At 71.7% G+C, this 14,942-nt stretch carries 17 protein-coding genes and 1 pseudogene; 14 read left to right on the forward strand and 4 right to left on the reverse strand.

What is annotated here, in order from left to right; translation table 11 throughout:
- Positions 1-2 precede the first annotated feature (2 nt).
- The 3 genes from FLL47_RS30615 to FLL47_RS30625 form a co-directional block, all read right to left on the reverse strand.
- Positions 3-620, reverse strand: a complete 618-nt coding sequence (locus tag FLL47_RS30615) for a class F sortase (protein ID WP_144125265.1) — start codon at positions 618-620, stop codon at positions 3-5.
- A 4-nt stretch (positions 621-624) separates the two neighbouring features.
- A complete protein-coding gene (locus tag FLL47_RS30620; RefSeq protein WP_144125268.1) occupies positions 625-1,119 on the reverse strand; it encodes a hypothetical protein in 495 nt (164 codons plus the stop codon).
- 378 nt (positions 1,120-1,497) lie between these two features.
- Positions 1,498-1,941: an Lrp/AsnC family transcriptional regulator gene (locus FLL47_RS30625; protein ID WP_144125272.1), complete on the reverse strand. Its 444-nt coding sequence runs from the start codon at positions 1,939-1,941 to the stop codon at positions 1,498-1,500.
- 142 nt (positions 1,942-2,083) lie between these two features.
- Between FLL47_RS30625 and FLL47_RS30630 the strand changes: the two genes are divergently transcribed.
- The 14 genes from FLL47_RS30630 to FLL47_RS30695 all read left to right on the forward strand — a co-directional run bounded on the left by FLL47_RS30630 (position 2,084) and on the right by FLL47_RS30695 (position 14,593).
- Complete coding sequence (locus tag FLL47_RS30630; RefSeq protein WP_144125275.1) at positions 2,084-2,974, forward strand: tryptophan 2,3-dioxygenase; 891 nt, start codon at positions 2,084-2,086, stop codon at positions 2,972-2,974.
- Positions 2,975-3,066: 92 nt separating this feature from the next.
- On the forward strand, positions 3,067-4,353 hold the full coding sequence (kynU, locus tag FLL47_RS30635; protein WP_144125278.1) for a kynureninase: 1,287 nt from the start codon (positions 3,067-3,069) through the stop codon (positions 4,351-4,353).
- A 67-nt stretch (positions 4,354-4,420) separates the two neighbouring features.
- The gene (locus FLL47_RS30640; RefSeq protein ID WP_144125281.1) at positions 4,421-5,755 is read left to right on the forward strand and encodes an FAD-dependent oxidoreductase; all 1,335 of its coding nucleotides are present in this window, start codon (positions 4,421-4,423) and stop codon (positions 5,753-5,755) included.
- Complete coding sequence (locus FLL47_RS30645; RefSeq protein WP_246158862.1) at positions 5,752-7,254, forward strand: 2-hydroxymuconic semialdehyde dehydrogenase; 1,503 nt, start codon at positions 5,752-5,754, stop codon at positions 7,252-7,254. Before FLL47_RS30640 ends, FLL47_RS30645 begins: the two co-directional genes overlap by 4 nt.
- Positions 7,255-7,280: 26 nt before the next feature.
- Positions 7,281-8,084 (forward strand): 2-keto-4-pentenoate hydratase, encoded by an 804-nt coding sequence (locus tag FLL47_RS30650; RefSeq protein ID WP_144125284.1) that lies wholly within the window; start codon positions 7,281-7,283, stop codon positions 8,082-8,084.
- Positions 8,085-8,205: 121 nt separating this feature from the next.
- Positions 8,206-9,135 (forward strand): acetaldehyde dehydrogenase (acetylating), encoded by a 930-nt coding sequence (locus FLL47_RS30655; protein WP_144125413.1) that lies wholly within the window; start codon positions 8,206-8,208, stop codon positions 9,133-9,135.
- Entirely contained in the window at positions 9,132-10,235 is a 1,104-nt protein-coding gene (gene dmpG / locus FLL47_RS30660; protein ID WP_246158864.1) for a 4-hydroxy-2-oxovalerate aldolase, read from the forward strand. Before FLL47_RS30655 ends, dmpG begins: the two co-directional genes overlap by 4 nt.
- A gap of 11 nt (positions 10,236-10,246) precedes the next feature.
- Entirely contained in the window at positions 10,247-10,960 is a 714-nt protein-coding gene (locus FLL47_RS30665) for a 2-keto-4-pentenoate hydratase (RefSeq protein ID WP_144125415.1), read from the forward strand.
- 97 nt (positions 10,961-11,057) lie between these two features.
- Positions 11,058-11,501: a RidA family protein gene (locus FLL47_RS30670; protein WP_144125288.1), complete on the forward strand. Its 444-nt coding sequence runs from the start codon at positions 11,058-11,060 to the stop codon at positions 11,499-11,501.
- Positions 11,498-12,019: a 3-hydroxyanthranilate 3,4-dioxygenase gene (locus tag FLL47_RS30675; RefSeq protein ID WP_144125291.1), complete on the forward strand. Its 522-nt coding sequence runs from the start codon at positions 11,498-11,500 to the stop codon at positions 12,017-12,019. The genes FLL47_RS30670 and FLL47_RS30675 overlap by 4 nt, the downstream gene beginning before the upstream one ends.
- Entirely contained in the window at positions 12,016-13,023 is a 1,008-nt protein-coding gene (locus tag FLL47_RS30680; RefSeq protein WP_186316004.1) for an amidohydrolase family protein, read from the forward strand. Before FLL47_RS30675 ends, FLL47_RS30680 begins: the two co-directional genes overlap by 4 nt.
- A 64-nt stretch (positions 13,024-13,087) precedes the next feature.
- The gene (locus FLL47_RS30685; RefSeq protein WP_144125297.1) at positions 13,088-13,828 is read left to right on the forward strand and encodes an alpha/beta hydrolase; all 741 of its coding nucleotides are present in this window, start codon (positions 13,088-13,090) and stop codon (positions 13,826-13,828) included.
- 89 nt (positions 13,829-13,917) lie between these two features.
- Complete coding sequence (gene ctaJ, locus FLL47_RS30690) at positions 13,918-14,205, forward strand: aa3-type cytochrome oxidase subunit CtaJ (protein ID WP_144125300.1); 288 nt, start codon at positions 13,918-13,920, stop codon at positions 14,203-14,205.
- Positions 14,192-14,593, forward strand: coding sequence for a DUF5130 family protein (locus FLL47_RS30695; protein ID WP_144125304.1), 402 nt, complete (start codon positions 14,192-14,194; stop codon positions 14,591-14,593). Before ctaJ ends, FLL47_RS30695 begins: the two co-directional genes overlap by 14 nt.
- A 55-nt stretch (positions 14,594-14,648) precedes the next feature.
- Here FLL47_RS30695 and FLL47_RS43195 read toward each other — a convergent pair.
- Positions 14,649-14,942, reverse strand: a pseudogene (locus FLL47_RS43195) (aminopeptidase N); the annotation flags it as partial.

A 14,942-nucleotide genomic window follows, 5' to 3' on the forward strand; every position in this document is an offset into this window, starting at 1 on the left:
GTTCAGGCCTTGTGGGCACTGACAAGGCTCGCGAACACCACGATGTTGTCCGCGTAGCCCAGCTCGCCACCCACCCAGCGCCCACCGCAGGTGATCAGCCGTAGCCCGGGCCGGGTGTAGTCGTGGTAGATCCGGTCGACGGGCAGGCTCTGCTTGCTGAACCGCTCGACCGTGTTGACCTCGAACACGGTGACCCGGTTGTCCCGGCGCGTGATCTCGATCTTCGCGCCGGGCTTCAGCTCGTCGAGGCGGTGGAATACGCCGGGCTTGTCCTTGGTGTCCACGTGCCCGACGATGATCGCCGGCCCGTACTGCCCGGGGGAGGGCCCGTCGTCGAACCAGCCGGCCTCGTTGCGCAGCAGCAGCGAGGGGGTGTCGATCGCGCCGCGTTCGTCCAGGCCAACCCCGTGGATGTACGCCTTGACCTTGATCGTCGGGATCTGGATCCGCAGCGGGCGGCTCGGGCCGAGCACCGGGAACTCGCCCGGCGGAGCCTTGCCGGGTCCTCGGAACAGTTCGGCGAACGAGAAGCCGTTGGCCTTGCCCAGCCCGATGCCGACACTGAACATCCCGACCAGGAGCAGCACCACGGCCAGCGGCCCGCGCAGACGGCGCAGCACGGCGTCAGGCGGGGGTCAGCGGGCCGCGCCCGCGCCGTCGCGACAGCAGCAGCACGCCCAGGCCCAGGCCCATCGCCGTGGCACCCGCGCCGATCAGCGTCGCGCCGCCGTCCCCGGCCAGCGCGCCGCCGCCGGTGTTGGGGCCGTGCTGCGGGCTGTCGTGGTTGACCACCCACAGCGTGGTGGTGGCGGTCTGCCGGCTCGGACAGGTCAGCTTCACGTTGTAGCCGCCGGCCTTCTTCTTCTCGGGCACCGTGGCCGCCGCGATCAGGTACACGTTGACCGGCTCCACGGTGACCGTGCCGAACGCCTCGGAGTGCACCTTCGCGTTGTTCAGCGCGTCGCCGCAGCTGGCGCGGATCGCGACCTGGAAGCCGGCCTGGATCGTGCTCGGGTTGACCTCGACGAAGACACCCTCGGCGTGCGCGGGCGCCGGCGCGGTGAGCGCCGCGACGGCCAGCGCCACGGCACCGGCCGCCACCCGGAGAGCAGACCGCATGTTTCCCCCAAATCGGTTATCCCGCCCGATCACCCCGGGCTAGCCCAAATCCTCTCATCCACCCATCACCCCACACCCCCCGAAACATGAAAAAAGGCCCGAAACGGACGCCGGGCGACCCGCCCATCGCCTCGCGGATCGCGGTCGCCGGGTCGCGGATCGCACCAAGATCGCCCGACTTGCCTGGCACCCGTGCGTATCTTGACCGCCCATTCGCCCACTTGCCTGGCAAGTCGAGTGATCATGACCGGGCCGCCGGGCGCCGGGCCGCCGGGCGCCGGGCGCCGGGACCGCCGGGCGCCGGGATCGCGGGGCGGCGGGCGGTAGGGCAGGGCGGCGGGCCAGCCCGGAGGGCGGGGCGGCCCGGAGGAGGGCGGGTCAGGAGGCGGTGGGTGGGGTGAGGGGGCGCCAGGCGAGAGGGGTGGAGAGGATGAGGGTGCTGGAGGGGCGGCCGTGGGGGGCCAGGCGGTCGATGAGGGCTTCGAAGGCGTCCATCGAGGTCGCGGCGACCTTGAGGACGCTGCAGGCGTCGCCCGTGATGCGGTGGATCTCCAGGATCTCCGGCCATTCGGGCACCGACGGGTCGCGCAGCACGCAACCCGCGCCGTAGCAGGACATCTGGATCAGCGCGACGACCGGCCGGCCGGCCGCGGTCAGGTCCACGTGCGCCCGATAACCGGCGATCACGCCGGATTCCTCCAGTCGCCGCACCCGCTCGGCGACCGCCGGCGGGGACAGGTGCACCCGCCGGGACAGCTCACTGAAGGACAGCCGAGCGTCCTCCTGCAGCTCGCGCAGCAGCGCCCAATCCATGTCGTCCACGACGCGCTTTCCCTTCGTAAACGAAACGCCCCTACCCCAGTATGAACGTTAAGCGGATCGCCCCGAGTGCCGTTGATTCGGCATTCCATCCGAGGGCCTCACGGAGACATCATGACGTTGACCAGAGCACCTGGAGGAACGCGTGACCGCTCCATCGACGACGACCGCAGCCGTACGCCCGGCGACCGCGCAGGAACGCGCCGAGCGCGCCGAAGCCAACGGCGGTGAGCCGACCCTGGAGTTCGCCCAGCGCACGCCGTATGACGCGTACGTGCATGCGAGCACCCTGCACACGCTGCAGCAGACGCTGAGCAAGGACCCGGGCGAGATGTCCTTCCTCATGATCAGCCAGGTGATGGAGCTGTACTTCGGGCTGGTGCGCTTCGAGCTGCGGGAGACGCAGCGGCTGCTGGCCGAGGACGACGTGTGGGGCGCGCTCGCCCCGCTGCGGCGTACCGCGCTGCACCTGGACGGGCTGAACGCGGCCTGGAACGCGCTGCACTGGATGACGCCGGCCGACTTCAACCGGTTCCGCAACCTGCTCGGTGAGGGCTCGGGCTTCCAGTCGGCGATGTACCGGCACCTGGAGTTCCTGCTCGGGCTGAAGACCGCGTCGCTGATCCGCCCGTTCCAGCGCCAGGACGAGGTCTACCACGACCTGCTGGCGTCGCTGAACGGCACGAGCGTGTGGGACGACGTGATCGCGCTGCTGTCCCGCCAGGGCTTCGACATCCCCGCCGAGCTGCTGACCCGCGACTTCGCGGTGGAGCACGAGGCGCACCCGGCGGTCGAGGCGGCGTGGGTGCAGATCTACGAGAACGAGGGTCCGGACAACCACCTGCGGATGCTCGGCGAGGCGCTGACCGAGGTGGCCGAGCGCTTCGACGACTGGCGGCACCGGCACCTCAAGGCGGTGGCGCGCACGATGGGCGCGAAGGTCGGCAGCGGCGGCTCCAACGGCTACGCCTGGCTCCAGCGCAGCATGGCCCGCACGGTCTTCCCCGAGATCTGGACCGCCCGCACCGCCATGTAAAGCGTGATCATGAACTTATGGCACGGGTCGACGGCGTGTCGGTGCCATAACCTCCTGATCAGGACGACATTCGAGACAACAGCGAGAGCAGCATGACGTTCACTGAGGAAGACGCCCGGCGTCGGGACCAGGTCGATCCCGGCCACCGGGAGCTGTTCCGGGTTCCGCCGGCCGAGGGCGGGGGGTACGCGGAGACGGCGTACATGGCGGGCAACTCGCTGGGGCTGCAGCCCCGGGCCACCCGCGACGAGCTGGTCGAGGACCTCGACGCCTGGGCGACGCTCGGGGTGGAGGGGCACCTGGACGCGGCGCGGCCGTGGCTGCCGTACCACGAGCTGCTGACCGAGCAGGCGGCGCGCCTGGTCGGCGCGCTGCCCGCGGAGGCCGTGGTGATGAACTCGCTGACGGTCAACCTGCACCTGCTGATGGTGTCGTTCTACCGCCCCGCTGGCGCCCGCACCCGCATCGTGATCGAGGACGCGGCGTTCCCGTCCGACAGCTACGCGGTGCGCAGCCAGGCCCGCTTCCACGGCCTGGACCCCGACACCACCGTGGTACGGCTGCGCCCGCGCGCCGGGGAGGACACCCTGCGCACCGAGGACGTGCTGGCGTTCCTGCGCGACGAGGGCGACTCGGTCGCGCTGGTCATGCTCGGCGGGGTCAACTTCCTCACCGGCGAGCTGATGGACATCCCCGCGATCACCGCGGCGGGCCGGGCCGCGGGCGCGGTCGTCGGCTGGGACCTCGCGCACGCGGCGGGCAACGTGCCGCTGCGGCTGCACGAGTGGGACGTCGACTTCGCGGCCTGGTGCTCGTACAAGTACCTGAACTCCGGCCCCGGCGCGCTCGGCGGCGTGTTCGTGCACGAGCGCCACCTCGGCGACCCGGACCTGCCCCGCTTCGAGGGCTGGTGGAGCACCGAGGCGTCGACCCGGTTCGAGATGACGCCGACCTCGCGCCCGCCGGCCACGGTCGAGGCGTGGCAGATCTCCAACCCGCCGATCTTCGCGATGGGCCCGGTGCGCACCTCCCTCGACCTGTTCGACAAGGTCGGCATGGACGCGCTGCGCGAGCGCAGCCTGCGGCTGACGGCATACCTGGAGAGCCTGCTCGACGAGGTGCTGCCGGGACGGCCGCTGGCCCAGGTGACGCCGCGTGACCCGGAGCGGCGGGGATGCCAGCTGTCGGTGCGGACCACCGAGCTGGGCGCGAACGACTTGGCCCGGCGGCTGCGCCACGAGCACGGTGTGATCGCCGACGCACGCCAGCCCGACATCGTGCGCTTCGCGCCGGTGCCGCTGTACTCGACCTATCACGACTGCTGGCGGGTCGCCCGGGCGCTCGCTGCGATCTTCCCGCTCGGCGGGGAGAAGGCATGAGCGGGCGCGACGAGCGAATCAGGTGGACCGGCAGTCGTGCCGCCGACGAGCGGAGCGAGGAGAAGGCATGACCGAGAACAAGACTGTCGCCGTCGTCGGTGCGGGGCTGGCGGGCAGCCTGCTGGCCTGCTACCTGGCCCGCCGGGGCTACACCGTGACGATGTACGAGCGCCGCCCGGACCCGCGTACCGGCAAGGTCGAGCGTGGCCGCTCGATCAACCTGGCGCTGTCCGAGCGTGGCCTGGACGCGCTGCGCCGCATCGACCTGGACCGCTCGGTGATGGCCGACGCGCTGCCGATGCGCGGCCGGATGATCCACCCGGTCGAGGGTGAGCCGGGCTTCCAGCCCTACAGCAGCGACGGCGAGCGGGCGATCAACTCGATCAGCCGCGGCGCGCTGAACAACGCCCTGCTGGAGGCGGCCACCACGCGGCCGAACGTGTCGGCGCACTTCGACCACCGCCTGGTGGGCCTGGACCCGAAGACGGGCGAGATGCGCTTCGACACCCCGCACGGTGTGGTCGAGGCGCAGGCCGACGTGGTCATCGGCACCGACGGCTTCAGCTCGGCGGTGCGCGGGCAGCTGCTCGCCCACATCGGGCTGACCGAGAGCCTGGACTTCCTGGAGCACGGCTACAAGGAGCTGACCATCCCGGCCCGCGACGGCGAGTTCGCGATGGACCCGGGCGCGCTGCACATCTGGCCGCGCGGCGCGTCGATGATGATCGCGCTGCCGAACCCGGACCGCTCCTTCACCTGCACCCTGTTCTGGCCGACCGGCGGCACCAACGCGTTCGCGTCGCTGAGCAGCCCGGCTGCGATCGAGAAGCACTTCGCGCAGGTGTACCCGGACGTGATCGAGCTGGCCCCGAACCTGGTCGACGACTACCTGCACAACCCGGTGGGCGTGCTGGGCACGGTCCGGTGCAGCCCGTGGCATGCGTACGGCCGGGTGGGCCTGCTCGGCGACGCCGCGCACGCCATCGTGCCGTTCTACGGCCAGGGCGCGAACTGCGCCTTCGAGGACGTCGTCGAGCTGGATCACATCCTCGACGAGACCGGCGACGACTGGGACCGGGCGCTGCCCGAGTTCGAGGCGCGCCGCCGCGAGAACACCGAGGCGATCGCGCAGATGGCGTTGGAGAACTTCGTCGAGATGCGGGACAAGGTCGCCTCCCCGGTGTTCCAGGCGCAGAAGAAGGTCGAGCACGCGCTGGAGCGGGCGCTGCCCGGCCGGTACGTGTCGCGCTACGAGCTGGTGTCGTTCTCGACCACGCCGTACGCCCAGGTGCAGCAGCGGGTGCGCCGTCAGCAGCGGCTGCTCGCCGCGGCGGCGGGCGCGGCGGTGCTGGCCGTGGGCGCGCTGGCCGCATACGCCTTCCGGAAGGGCACGGGAGCATGAACTGGGACCCCATCCTGATGACCGGCCGCCCGGCGGGTGAGCCGGGGCTGCTGCGCAACTTCGTCGGCGGGGAGTTCGTCGCGACGGGCAAGACGTTCGCGAAGGTGTCGCCGGTGACCGGCGAGAAGATCTTCGACGTGGCCGAGGCGGACGCGTCGACCGTGGACGCGGCGGTCAGCGCCGCTCGCAAGGCCCTGCACGGGCCGTGGGGGCGGATGAGCGAGGGCGAGCGCGCGGCGGTGCTGCGCCGGGTCGCCGACGAGCTGGAGCGGCGCTTCGACGACCTGGTCACGGCCGAGGTCGCGGACACCGGCAAGAGCATCTCGCAGGCGCGTACCCTCGACATCCCGCGCGGCGCGGCCAACTTCCGGGCCTTCGCCGACATCGTGGCGACCGCGCCCACCGAATCGTTCATGACCACGACGGCGGCCGGCGGCCGCGCGCTGAACTACGCGGTGCGCAAGCCGGTCGGCGTGGTCGCGATCATCGTGCCCTGGAACCTGCCGCTGCTGCTGCTCACCTGGAAGCTCGCCCCGGCGCTGGCCTGCGGCAACGCGGTGATCGTCAAGCCGTCGGAGGAGACCCCGTCCTCGGCCACGCTGCTGGCCGAGGTGATGGCCGCCGCAGGCGTGCCCGAGGGCGTGTTCAACCTGGTGCACGGCTTCGGCCCGGACTCGGCGGGCGAGTTCCTGACCAAGCACCCGGGCGTCGACGCGATCACGTTCACCGGCGAGTCGGCGACCGGCAGCGCGATCATGCGCGCCGCGGCCGACGGCGTGAAGGCGGTCTCGTTCGAGCTGGGCGGCAAGAACGCCGGGCTGGTCTTCCCGGACGCCGACCTGGACGCGGCGGTGGCCGGCTCGGTGCGGTCCAGCTTCACCAACGGCGGCCAGGTCTGCCTGTGCACCGAGCGGCTGTACGTGCACCGCTCGGTCTTCGACGAGTTCGCCGACCGGCTCGCCAAGCAGGCCGCCGAGCTGGCCTTCGGCTGGCCGCACGAGCAGGCCACGGTGAACATGCCGCTGATCTCGCGGCAGCACCGGGACAAGGTGCTCGGCTACTACGCCCTGGCCCGCGCCGAGGGTGCGACGGTGCTGGCCGGAGGCGGGGTGCCGAGCTTCGGCGACGCCCGCGACGGCGGCGCGTACGTGCAGCCGACCGTGCTGACCGGGCTGGCCCAGGACGCCCGGGTCAACCGCGAGGAGATCTTCGGACCGGTGTGCAGCCTGATGCCGTTCGACGACGAGGACGAGGCGTACACGCTGGCCAACGACAGCGCGTACGGACTGGCGAGCACGGTGTGGACGCGGGACGTCGGCCGGGCGCACCGCGCCGGGTCGCGCCTGGACGCCGGGCTGGTCTGGGTGAACACCTGGTTCCTGCGCGATCTGCGCACCCCGTTCGGCGGCGTGAAAGCCTCGGGGGTGGGCCGCGAGGGCGGCGTGCACTCGCTGGCCTTCTACTCGGAACTGACCAACGTCTGCGTGGACCTGTCGTGACCGCGGCCACGACACGAGAGGTGAGCATGACCATCGGCAAGGAAACCGTCGACGAGGCGGTCCGGCTGCTGCGCGAGGCGCAGGAGACCCGCACCCCGTGTGCCCCGCTGCGCGAGCGGCTGCTCCCGGTCGGGGACGTGGCCTCGGCGTACGCGGTGCAGCGGGCAATGACCGAGCAGGCCGTCGCGGCCGGGCGGCGCATCGTCGGCGCGAAGATCGGGCTGACCAACCCGGCGGTGCAGCGGCAGCTCGGCGTCGGCCAGCCCGACTTCGGGGTGCTGTTCGCCGACATGGCCGCCTTCGACGGGGCCGAGGTCGACGTGACCCGGATCCTGCAGCCCAAGGTCGAGGCGGAGGTCGCCTTCGTGCTGGGCCGGGATCTGCCGCACGAGCAGGTCACCGTCGCCGACGTGGTCCGGGCGACCGACCACCTGCTGCCCGCGATCGAGATCGTCGGCTCGCGCATCGCGAACTGGGACATCTCCATCGTGGACACGGTGGCCGACAACGCCTCCAGCGCGATGTTCGTGCTGGGCAACCGGCCGGTGCCGCTGCCCGGCGTGGACCTGCGCCTGTGCGGCATGGTCCTGGAGCACGAGGGCGAGCCGGTCTCCGTCGGCGCGGGCGCGGCCTGCCTCGGCAACCCGCTGCACGCGGTCGCCTGGCTCGCCGAGACCATGGCCGCCGCGGGCACCCCGCTGCGCGCGGGCGACGTGATCCTCTCCGGCGCCCTGGGCCCGATGGTCCCGGTCACGCCGGGCGCCGCCTACGAGGCCCGCATCTCGGGCCTCGGCTCCGTCCGCACCCGCTTCTCCGCCCAAGCCGGATGACGCACATGGCTTCCACAGCAGGGCCAGGCGCGACGGACGTGTCGATCATGAAGTTGTTCCGGCGACACGCCGTCGAGCCGTGCCATAAGTTCATGATCAACCAGGAAGAGCGGTGGGTGCGGTGAAGGCCGGAGTGGCTGTCATCGGGTCGGGGAACATCGGGACCGATTTGATGATCAAGGTGTTGCGGCTGAGTGGGTCGCTGCGGATGGTGGCGATGGTCGGGATCGATCCGGAGTCGGACGGGTTGGCGCGGGCTGCGCGGCTCGGGGTGGCGACCACGGCCGAGGGCGTGGACGGGCTGGTGGGGATGCCGGAGTTCGCGGAGGTGGACGTGGTGTTCGACGCCACGTCGGCCGGGGCGCACCGGCGCAACGACGAGGTGCTGCGTAAGCACGGCAAGATCGTGATCGACCTGACCCCGGCCGCGATCGGGCCCTACGTGGTGCCCACGGTCAACCTGGACGAGCACCTAGACCAGTCCAACGTGAACATGGTGACCTGCGGCGGGCAGGCGACGGTGCCGATCGTCGCGGCCGTGCACGCGGTGACGCCGGTGGCGTACGGCGAGATCGTCGCGTCCATCGCGTCGCGCTCGGCGGGCCCCGGCACCCGGGCCAACATCGACGAGTTCACCGAGACCACGGCCCGCGCCATCGAGGTCGTCGGCGGGGCGGCACGCGGCAAGGCGATCATCGTGCTGAACCCGGCCGAGCCGCCGCTGCTCATGCGCGACACCGTGTACTGCCTGTGCGCGGACGCCGACGCCGACCGCGCCGCGATCGAGGCCTCGATCGAGGACATGGTCAAGCAGGTGCAGGGCTACGTGCCCGGCTACCGGCTCAAGCAGAAGGTGCAGTTCGACGAGGTCACCGTCCCGATGCTGGACGGGCCCGCGCTGCAGGTGTCGGTGTTCCTGGAGGTCTCCGGGGCGGGGCACTACCTGCCCGAGTACGCCGGGAACCTGGACATCATGACCTCGGCGGCGCTGCGCACGGCGGAGCGCCTGGTCGAGAAACGGCGCGGTGTGAGCATGGAGTTGGCGGCATGACGGAGATCTACGTACAGGACGTGACCCTGCGCGACGGCATGCACGCCATCGGGCACCGGTACACGGTGGACCAGGTGCGGCAGATCGCCGCGGCGCTGGACGCGGCGGGCGTGGCCGCGATCGAGGTGGCGCACGGCGACGGCCTGGCCGGTTCCAGCGTGAACTACGGCCACGGCGCGGCGACCGACGCCGAGTGGATCGCCGCGGCTGCCGAGGTGATGACCCGGTCGAAGCTGACCACGCTGCTGCTGCCCGGCATCGGCACCATCGCCGACCTGAAGGCGGCGCGTGACCTCGGGGTGACCAGCGTGCGCATCGCCACGCACTGCACCGAGGCCGACATCTCGGCCCAGCACATCGGCTGGGCCAGGGACAACGGCATGGACGTCGCCGGCTTCCTGATGATGTCGCACATGAACGACCCGGCCGGGCTGGCCAAGCAGGCCAAACTGATGGAGTCGTACGGCGCGCACTGCGTCTACGTCACCGACTCCGGCGGCCGCCTGCTGATGCGCGACGTCGCCGAGCGGGTCGACGCCTACCGGCAGGTGCTGGACGAGACCACGCAGGTCGGCATCCACGCCCACCACAACCTGTCGCTCGGCGTCGCCAACAGCGTCGTCGCCGTGGAGCACGGCGACCGCCCCGGCGTACCGGTGCGGGTCGACGCGAGCCTGGCGGGCATGGGCGCGGGCGCGGGCAACGCGCCGCTGGAGGTCTTCGTGGCCACCGCGGAGCTGATGGGCTGGCAGCACGGCTGCGACGTGTTCGCGCTGATGGACGCCGCCGACGACGTGGTGCGCCCGTTGCAGGACCGCCCGGTGCAGGTCGACCGGGAGACGCTGTCGCTCGGTTACGCGGGCGTCTACTCCAGCTTCCTGCGCCACGCCGAGCGCGCCTCGGCGAAGTACGGCGTGGACGTGCGCTCGATCCTGGTCGAGCTGGGCCGCCGCCGCATGGTCGGCGGCCAGGAGGACATGATCGTCGATGTGGCCCTGGACCTGGTCCAGGCGGCGGAGGGAACCATGAGCGAGCGCAGCGAGCGAATCACGGGCAGCGCAGTCCTGTCGGCTACGGGCGAAGCGAGGAGCGGGCAGTGAGCGTCTCCGACATGGCCGTGCTGCTGGACGACGCGGCGGTCAACGCCACCGCGATCCCGCAGCTCACCCTCGCCCACGAGCTGGACGTGGACGGCGCGTACGCGGTCCAGGAGGCGCTGATCGCGCGCCGCCTCGACCGCGGCCAGCGCCTGGTCGGCATCAAGATGGGGCTGACCAGCCGGGCCAAGATGGCGCAGGTCGGCGTGCACGAGGTGATCTGGGGACGGCTCACCGACGCCATGGCCGTGCCCGACGGCGGGCAACTGAGCCTGGACGGCTTCATCCACCCGCGCGTCGAGCCGGAGATCGCGTTCCTGCTCGGCGAGCACGGCATCGCTGCCGTCGCCCCCGCGCTGGAGATCATCGACTCCCGCTACGCGGACTTCCGGTTCACCCACCCCGACGTCGTCGCCGACAACACCTCGGGCGCGGCCTTCGTGATCGGCCCGTGGCAGCCGATGCCGGCCGGCGTGGACAACCTCGGCGTGCTGCTGGAGGTCGACGGCAAGGTCGTACAGGCGGGTTCGACCGCGGCGATCCTCGGCGACCCGCGCCGCGCGCTGGCCGAGGGCCGCGCCCTGACCGCCCGCTACGGCGTGGCGCTGGAGCCCGGCTGGGTCTTCCTGGCCGGCGCGGCCACCGCCGCGGTCCCGCTGACGCCCGGCGCCCACGTGCGCGCCACCGTCGAAGGCCTCGGCACCGCCTCCCTGAAGGTGACCCGATGACCCCCGCCCGCCGCCTCGGCGCCCGCGGGCGCAGTTTCGGGGAAAGTGGCGGAATCGAGCCCGCGATTCACGCAGTTTCCCCGAAACTGCAGATCGAGTGCGACGAGGTGACGGCGTGAGCGGGGCGAAGGTGGTGGTGGGCAAGGCCACGCCGCGGGGGAGGTTTCCGCACGTGAAGGTCGCGGGTGGGTTCGCGTTCGTGAGCGGCACGTCCAGCCGTCGCCCGGACAACACCATCGCCGGGGCGCAGGTCGATGCCATGGGCACGACCAGCCTCGACATTCGCGAGCAGACCCGCGCGGTGATCGAGAACATCGGCGACATCCTGCGCTCGGTCGGTGCCGACCTCTCCGATCTCGTGCAGGTCACCACGTATCTGGTCAACATGAACGACTTCGGCGGGTACAACGAGGTGTACGGCGAGTTCTTCGACGCCACCGGACCCACCCGCACCACGGTCGCGGTGCACCAGCTCCCGCACCCGCACCTGCTGATCGAGATCCAGGCTGTCGCACTGCTGCCCGAAGGAGGATCGAAGTGACGGAGATTTCCGAGCCGGTGAGCTTCCCCGGCTGGATCGAGGACAACCAGCACCTGCTCAAGCCGCCGGTCGGCAACAAGCAGATGTTCCCCACGGGCGACGACTTCATCGTGATGGTGGTCGGCGGCCCCAACCAGCGCACGGACTTCCACGTGGACCCGTACGAGGAGTTCTTCTACCAGATCAAGGGCACCCTGCGGATCAACCTGATGACGCCGGACGGCCCGCAGACGATCACCGTGCCCGAGGGGCACATGTGGATGCTGCCCCGGCTCACCCCGCACTCGCCGCAGCGCGAGGCCGGCTCGATCGGCCTCGTCATGGAGCGGGTCCGCGAGGAGGGCACGCTGGAGAAGTTCCGCTGGTACTGCCCGAACTGCGCGAACATCGTGCACGAGGTGGAGCTGCAGGTGCGTGACATCGTCGCCGACCTGCCCCCGGTCTTCACCGCGTTCTACGGCAGCGAGCAGGCCCGCACCTGCGCCAAGTGCGGCACGCTGCACCCGGGCAAGGGCTGATGTCGCCCGTCGTCGACGTGCACACCCACGTCGTGCCCCAGGGTTGGCCGGAGCTGTCGAGCGCGTGCGGTGGCGACGGCTGGCCCTGGCTGCGGGTGGACTCCGAGCGGGCCGCCATGATCATGATCGGGGAGACCGAGTTCCGGCCCATCGGCGCGCAGTGCTGGGACGCGCCGACCCGGCTGTCCGACATGGCCGACGACGGCGTGGACATCCAGGTCGTCTCGCCCACCCCGGTCTTCTTCTCGTATGAGCGCCCCGCCGACCAGGCGATGAAGGTGGCCCGCATCTTCAACGACCTGGCGCTGGAGGTCTGCGGCGCGGGCGGCGACCGGCTGGTGCCGTTCTGCCAGGTGCCGCTGCAGGACCCGGACCTGGCCTGCGCCGAACTGGACCGCAGCCTGGCCAACGGGCACGTCGGCGTCGAGATCGGCAACCACGTCGGCGACCGGGACCTCGACGACGCCGGCATCGTCCAGTTCCTGCAGCACTGCGCGCAGGTCGGGGCGCCGGTGTTCGTACACCCGTGGGACATGCCGACCGGGCCGCGCCTGGACCGGTGGATGGCCCGCTGGCTCACCGGCATGCCCGCCGAGACGCACCTGTCGGTGCTGTCGATGATCCTGGGCGGGGTGTTCGACCAGGTCCCGGACACGCTGCGGCTGTGCTTCGCGCACGGGGGCGGCAGCTTCCCGTTCTGGCTGGGCCGGGCCGACAACGCCTGGCACCGGCGGGGCGACGTGGTACGCGGCCAGTCCGCGCTGCCGCCGAGCGAGTACACGCACCGCTTCTCCGTCGACACCGTGGTGTTCGACCCGGCCGCGCTGCGGTTGCTGGTGGACACCATGGGGGAGGACCGCGTGCTGCTGGGCAGCGACTACCCGTACCCGCTGGGCGAGCGCCCGGTCGGCGCGGTGGTGCGCAAGTCCGACTTCCTCAGCGACGCCCAGCGCACCAAGTTGCTCGGCGGCAACGCACTGGCCTTCCTGGGGAGGGCGGCATGAGCGAGCACAGCGAGCGAATCAACCGGCTCGGTGGTGCGGACGACGGGCGGAGCGAGGAGGAGGCATGAGCGAGGACCGGTCGGTGCTCACGCGCGAGGCGAGCGCGCCTGATCTCGCCCTGCGCTACGGCCCGCGGCCCGAGCACGTCGCCGACGGCTGGTGCGGCGACGCCCGCGCCGCCGTCCGACCGCTGGTCGTGATCGTGCACGGCGGTTTCTGGCGGCCGGAGTATGACCGTGCCCACACCCGTCCGATGGCCGCCGCGATCCGCGACGCGGGCTGGACGGTGGTGTCGATCGAGTACCGCCGCGAGCCCGGCGATCCGGACGCCACCGTGCGCGACGTCGCCGAGGCGCTCGCCGTCATGCCCGGTGAGCTGGGCGGACACGACGGACGAGTGATCACCGTCGGGCACTCGGCGGGCGGCCACCTGGTGCTGTGGGCGGCGATCGCCGCGCCGGCGCCTCAGCAGGCCGGTACGCTGGCCCTGGGGCCGGTGGCGGATCTCCGGCTGGCCCAGGAACTCGGGCTCGACGGTGCGGCGGTCGTCGATTTCCTGGGCGCGGACGCATCGACCCGCGGAGATCTGGACCCGGTCCGCCTGCCCGCCCCGACCAGCCCGACGGTGCTGGTCCACGGCGTGCAGGACGCGATCGTGCCGATCACGCTGGCCGAGGCGTACGCCGTCGCGCAGCCGGGCAGCCGGCTCGTCGCGGTGCCCGGCGCGGCCCACTACGCGGTCATCGACCCGCTGTCGGCGGCCTGGCCCACGGTGCTCGCCGAGCTGTCGCGACTGGGTGACTGAGACGGCACGCGACCACCCCTGAGCAGGTGGCCGCGTCCTCTCCGCTAGCGTTGAGACGTTAATCAGGACTCGAGCCGGGGGGCTTCACGGTGTCCACGCCAGATCTACCTGATCTACTGATCTACGCAGGCATCCCGCTCGCGGTGATCGGGATCATCTTTGCACTGGTCTATGCGGCCGGTGGCCGCAACGCCAAGCGGTACCGGCCCGGTCGGCCGTACGAGTTCGCGCCGGTGTGGTTCCTCGCCCGGCCCGAATCGGACGGCCCCGAGGCGCAGCACGCGGCGCTGGACGCGGCTGCCCGCGCGGAGCTGACCGCGGCCGGCGACATCGCGCCGGTCGTGGACGTGACAGGGGGCGCAAGTGACCGCTGGTGACCACTACGCCGTGTCCAGCACGGCGGTGCTCGACGGGCCGTTCACGACCCGTCAGCTGCTGCGGCTCGACGACGCGCTGCGCAAGGCCGACGAGAACAGCGGCCTGACCTTCAGCGTGTACGTCGGCGAGGTCAGCGAGCCGGTGCGCGAGGGCGCCGAGCTGCTGCACGCCCGGCTCGCCCACCCGGCCGAGTCGGTGCTCATCGCCGTCGCGCCGGGCCAGCGCCAGCTGGAGATCGTGACCGGTTCGCTGGCCCGCAAGCGCCTGTCGGACCGCGACTGCAAGCTGGCCGCGCTGTCCATGGCGGCCGCGTTCGGCGGCGGCGACCTGGCCGGCGGCCTCGTCAGCGGCCTCGCCCAGCTCACCGGCCTGGCCGGCAAGCCCTAGACGGCAGCAACGGAGAAGGGGCCGGACGCGACGCGTCCGGCCCCTTCGTCTGTGCTCAGGAAGCCGCGGCGTCCTTGGCGCGCGCCTTCAGGGCGCGCTGTACCCGGTCGTTGCCCTCGGCCATGAGGCGGCGCAGTGGGGCCGGGTGGCCCTCGGCGGCCTGCCACGCCTGTGCCTGCGCGACGGTCTGCGGCGACACGTCGAGCGTCGGGTAGGCGAGCACCACGAACTCCTGCGCGGGTTCGCTGTCGCGGGTCGCCCAGACGCCTGCGACCTCGGTGAAGAAACTCGGTGTGTACGGTGCGGTCAGTTCGATCTGGGCGGGGTGCTGGAAGCCCTGGATCAGCGC

The sequence above is a fragment of the Catellatospora sichuanensis genome (genome assembly GCF_007483665.1).
In the GTDB taxonomy this organism is placed as follows: domain Bacteria; phylum Actinomycetota; class Actinomycetes; order Mycobacteriales; family Micromonosporaceae; genus Catellatospora; species Catellatospora sichuanensis.

What these genes read in the sequence shown, in the direction of transcription:
- FLL47_RS30620 (WP_144125268.1), bottom strand. Translation starts at nt 1,119, where the DNA reads ATGCGGTCTGCTCTCCGGGTGGCGGCCGGTGCCGTGGCGCTGGCCGTC.
- kynU (WP_144125278.1), top strand. Translation starts at nt 3,067, where the DNA reads ATGACGTTCACTGAGGAAGACGCCCGGCGTCGGGACCAGGTCGATCCC.
- FLL47_RS30640 (WP_144125281.1), top strand. Translation starts at nt 4,421, where the DNA reads ATGACCGAGAACAAGACTGTCGCCGTCGTCGGTGCGGGGCTGGCGGGC.
- FLL47_RS30645 (WP_246158862.1), top strand. Translation starts at nt 5,752, where the DNA reads ATGAACTGGGACCCCATCCTGATGACCGGCCGCCCGGCGGGTGAGCCG.
- FLL47_RS30650 (WP_144125284.1), top strand. Translation starts at nt 7,281, where the DNA reads ATGACCATCGGCAAGGAAACCGTCGACGAGGCGGTCCGGCTGCTGCGC.
- dmpG (WP_246158864.1), top strand. Translation starts at nt 9,132, where the DNA reads ATGACGGAGATCTACGTACAGGACGTGACCCTGCGCGACGGCATGCAC.
- FLL47_RS30665 (WP_144125415.1), top strand. Translation starts at nt 10,247, where the DNA reads ATGGCCGTGCTGCTGGACGACGCGGCGGTCAACGCCACCGCGATCCCG.
- FLL47_RS30685 (WP_144125297.1), top strand. Translation starts at nt 13,088, where the DNA reads ATGAGCGAGGACCGGTCGGTGCTCACGCGCGAGGCGAGCGCGCCTGAT.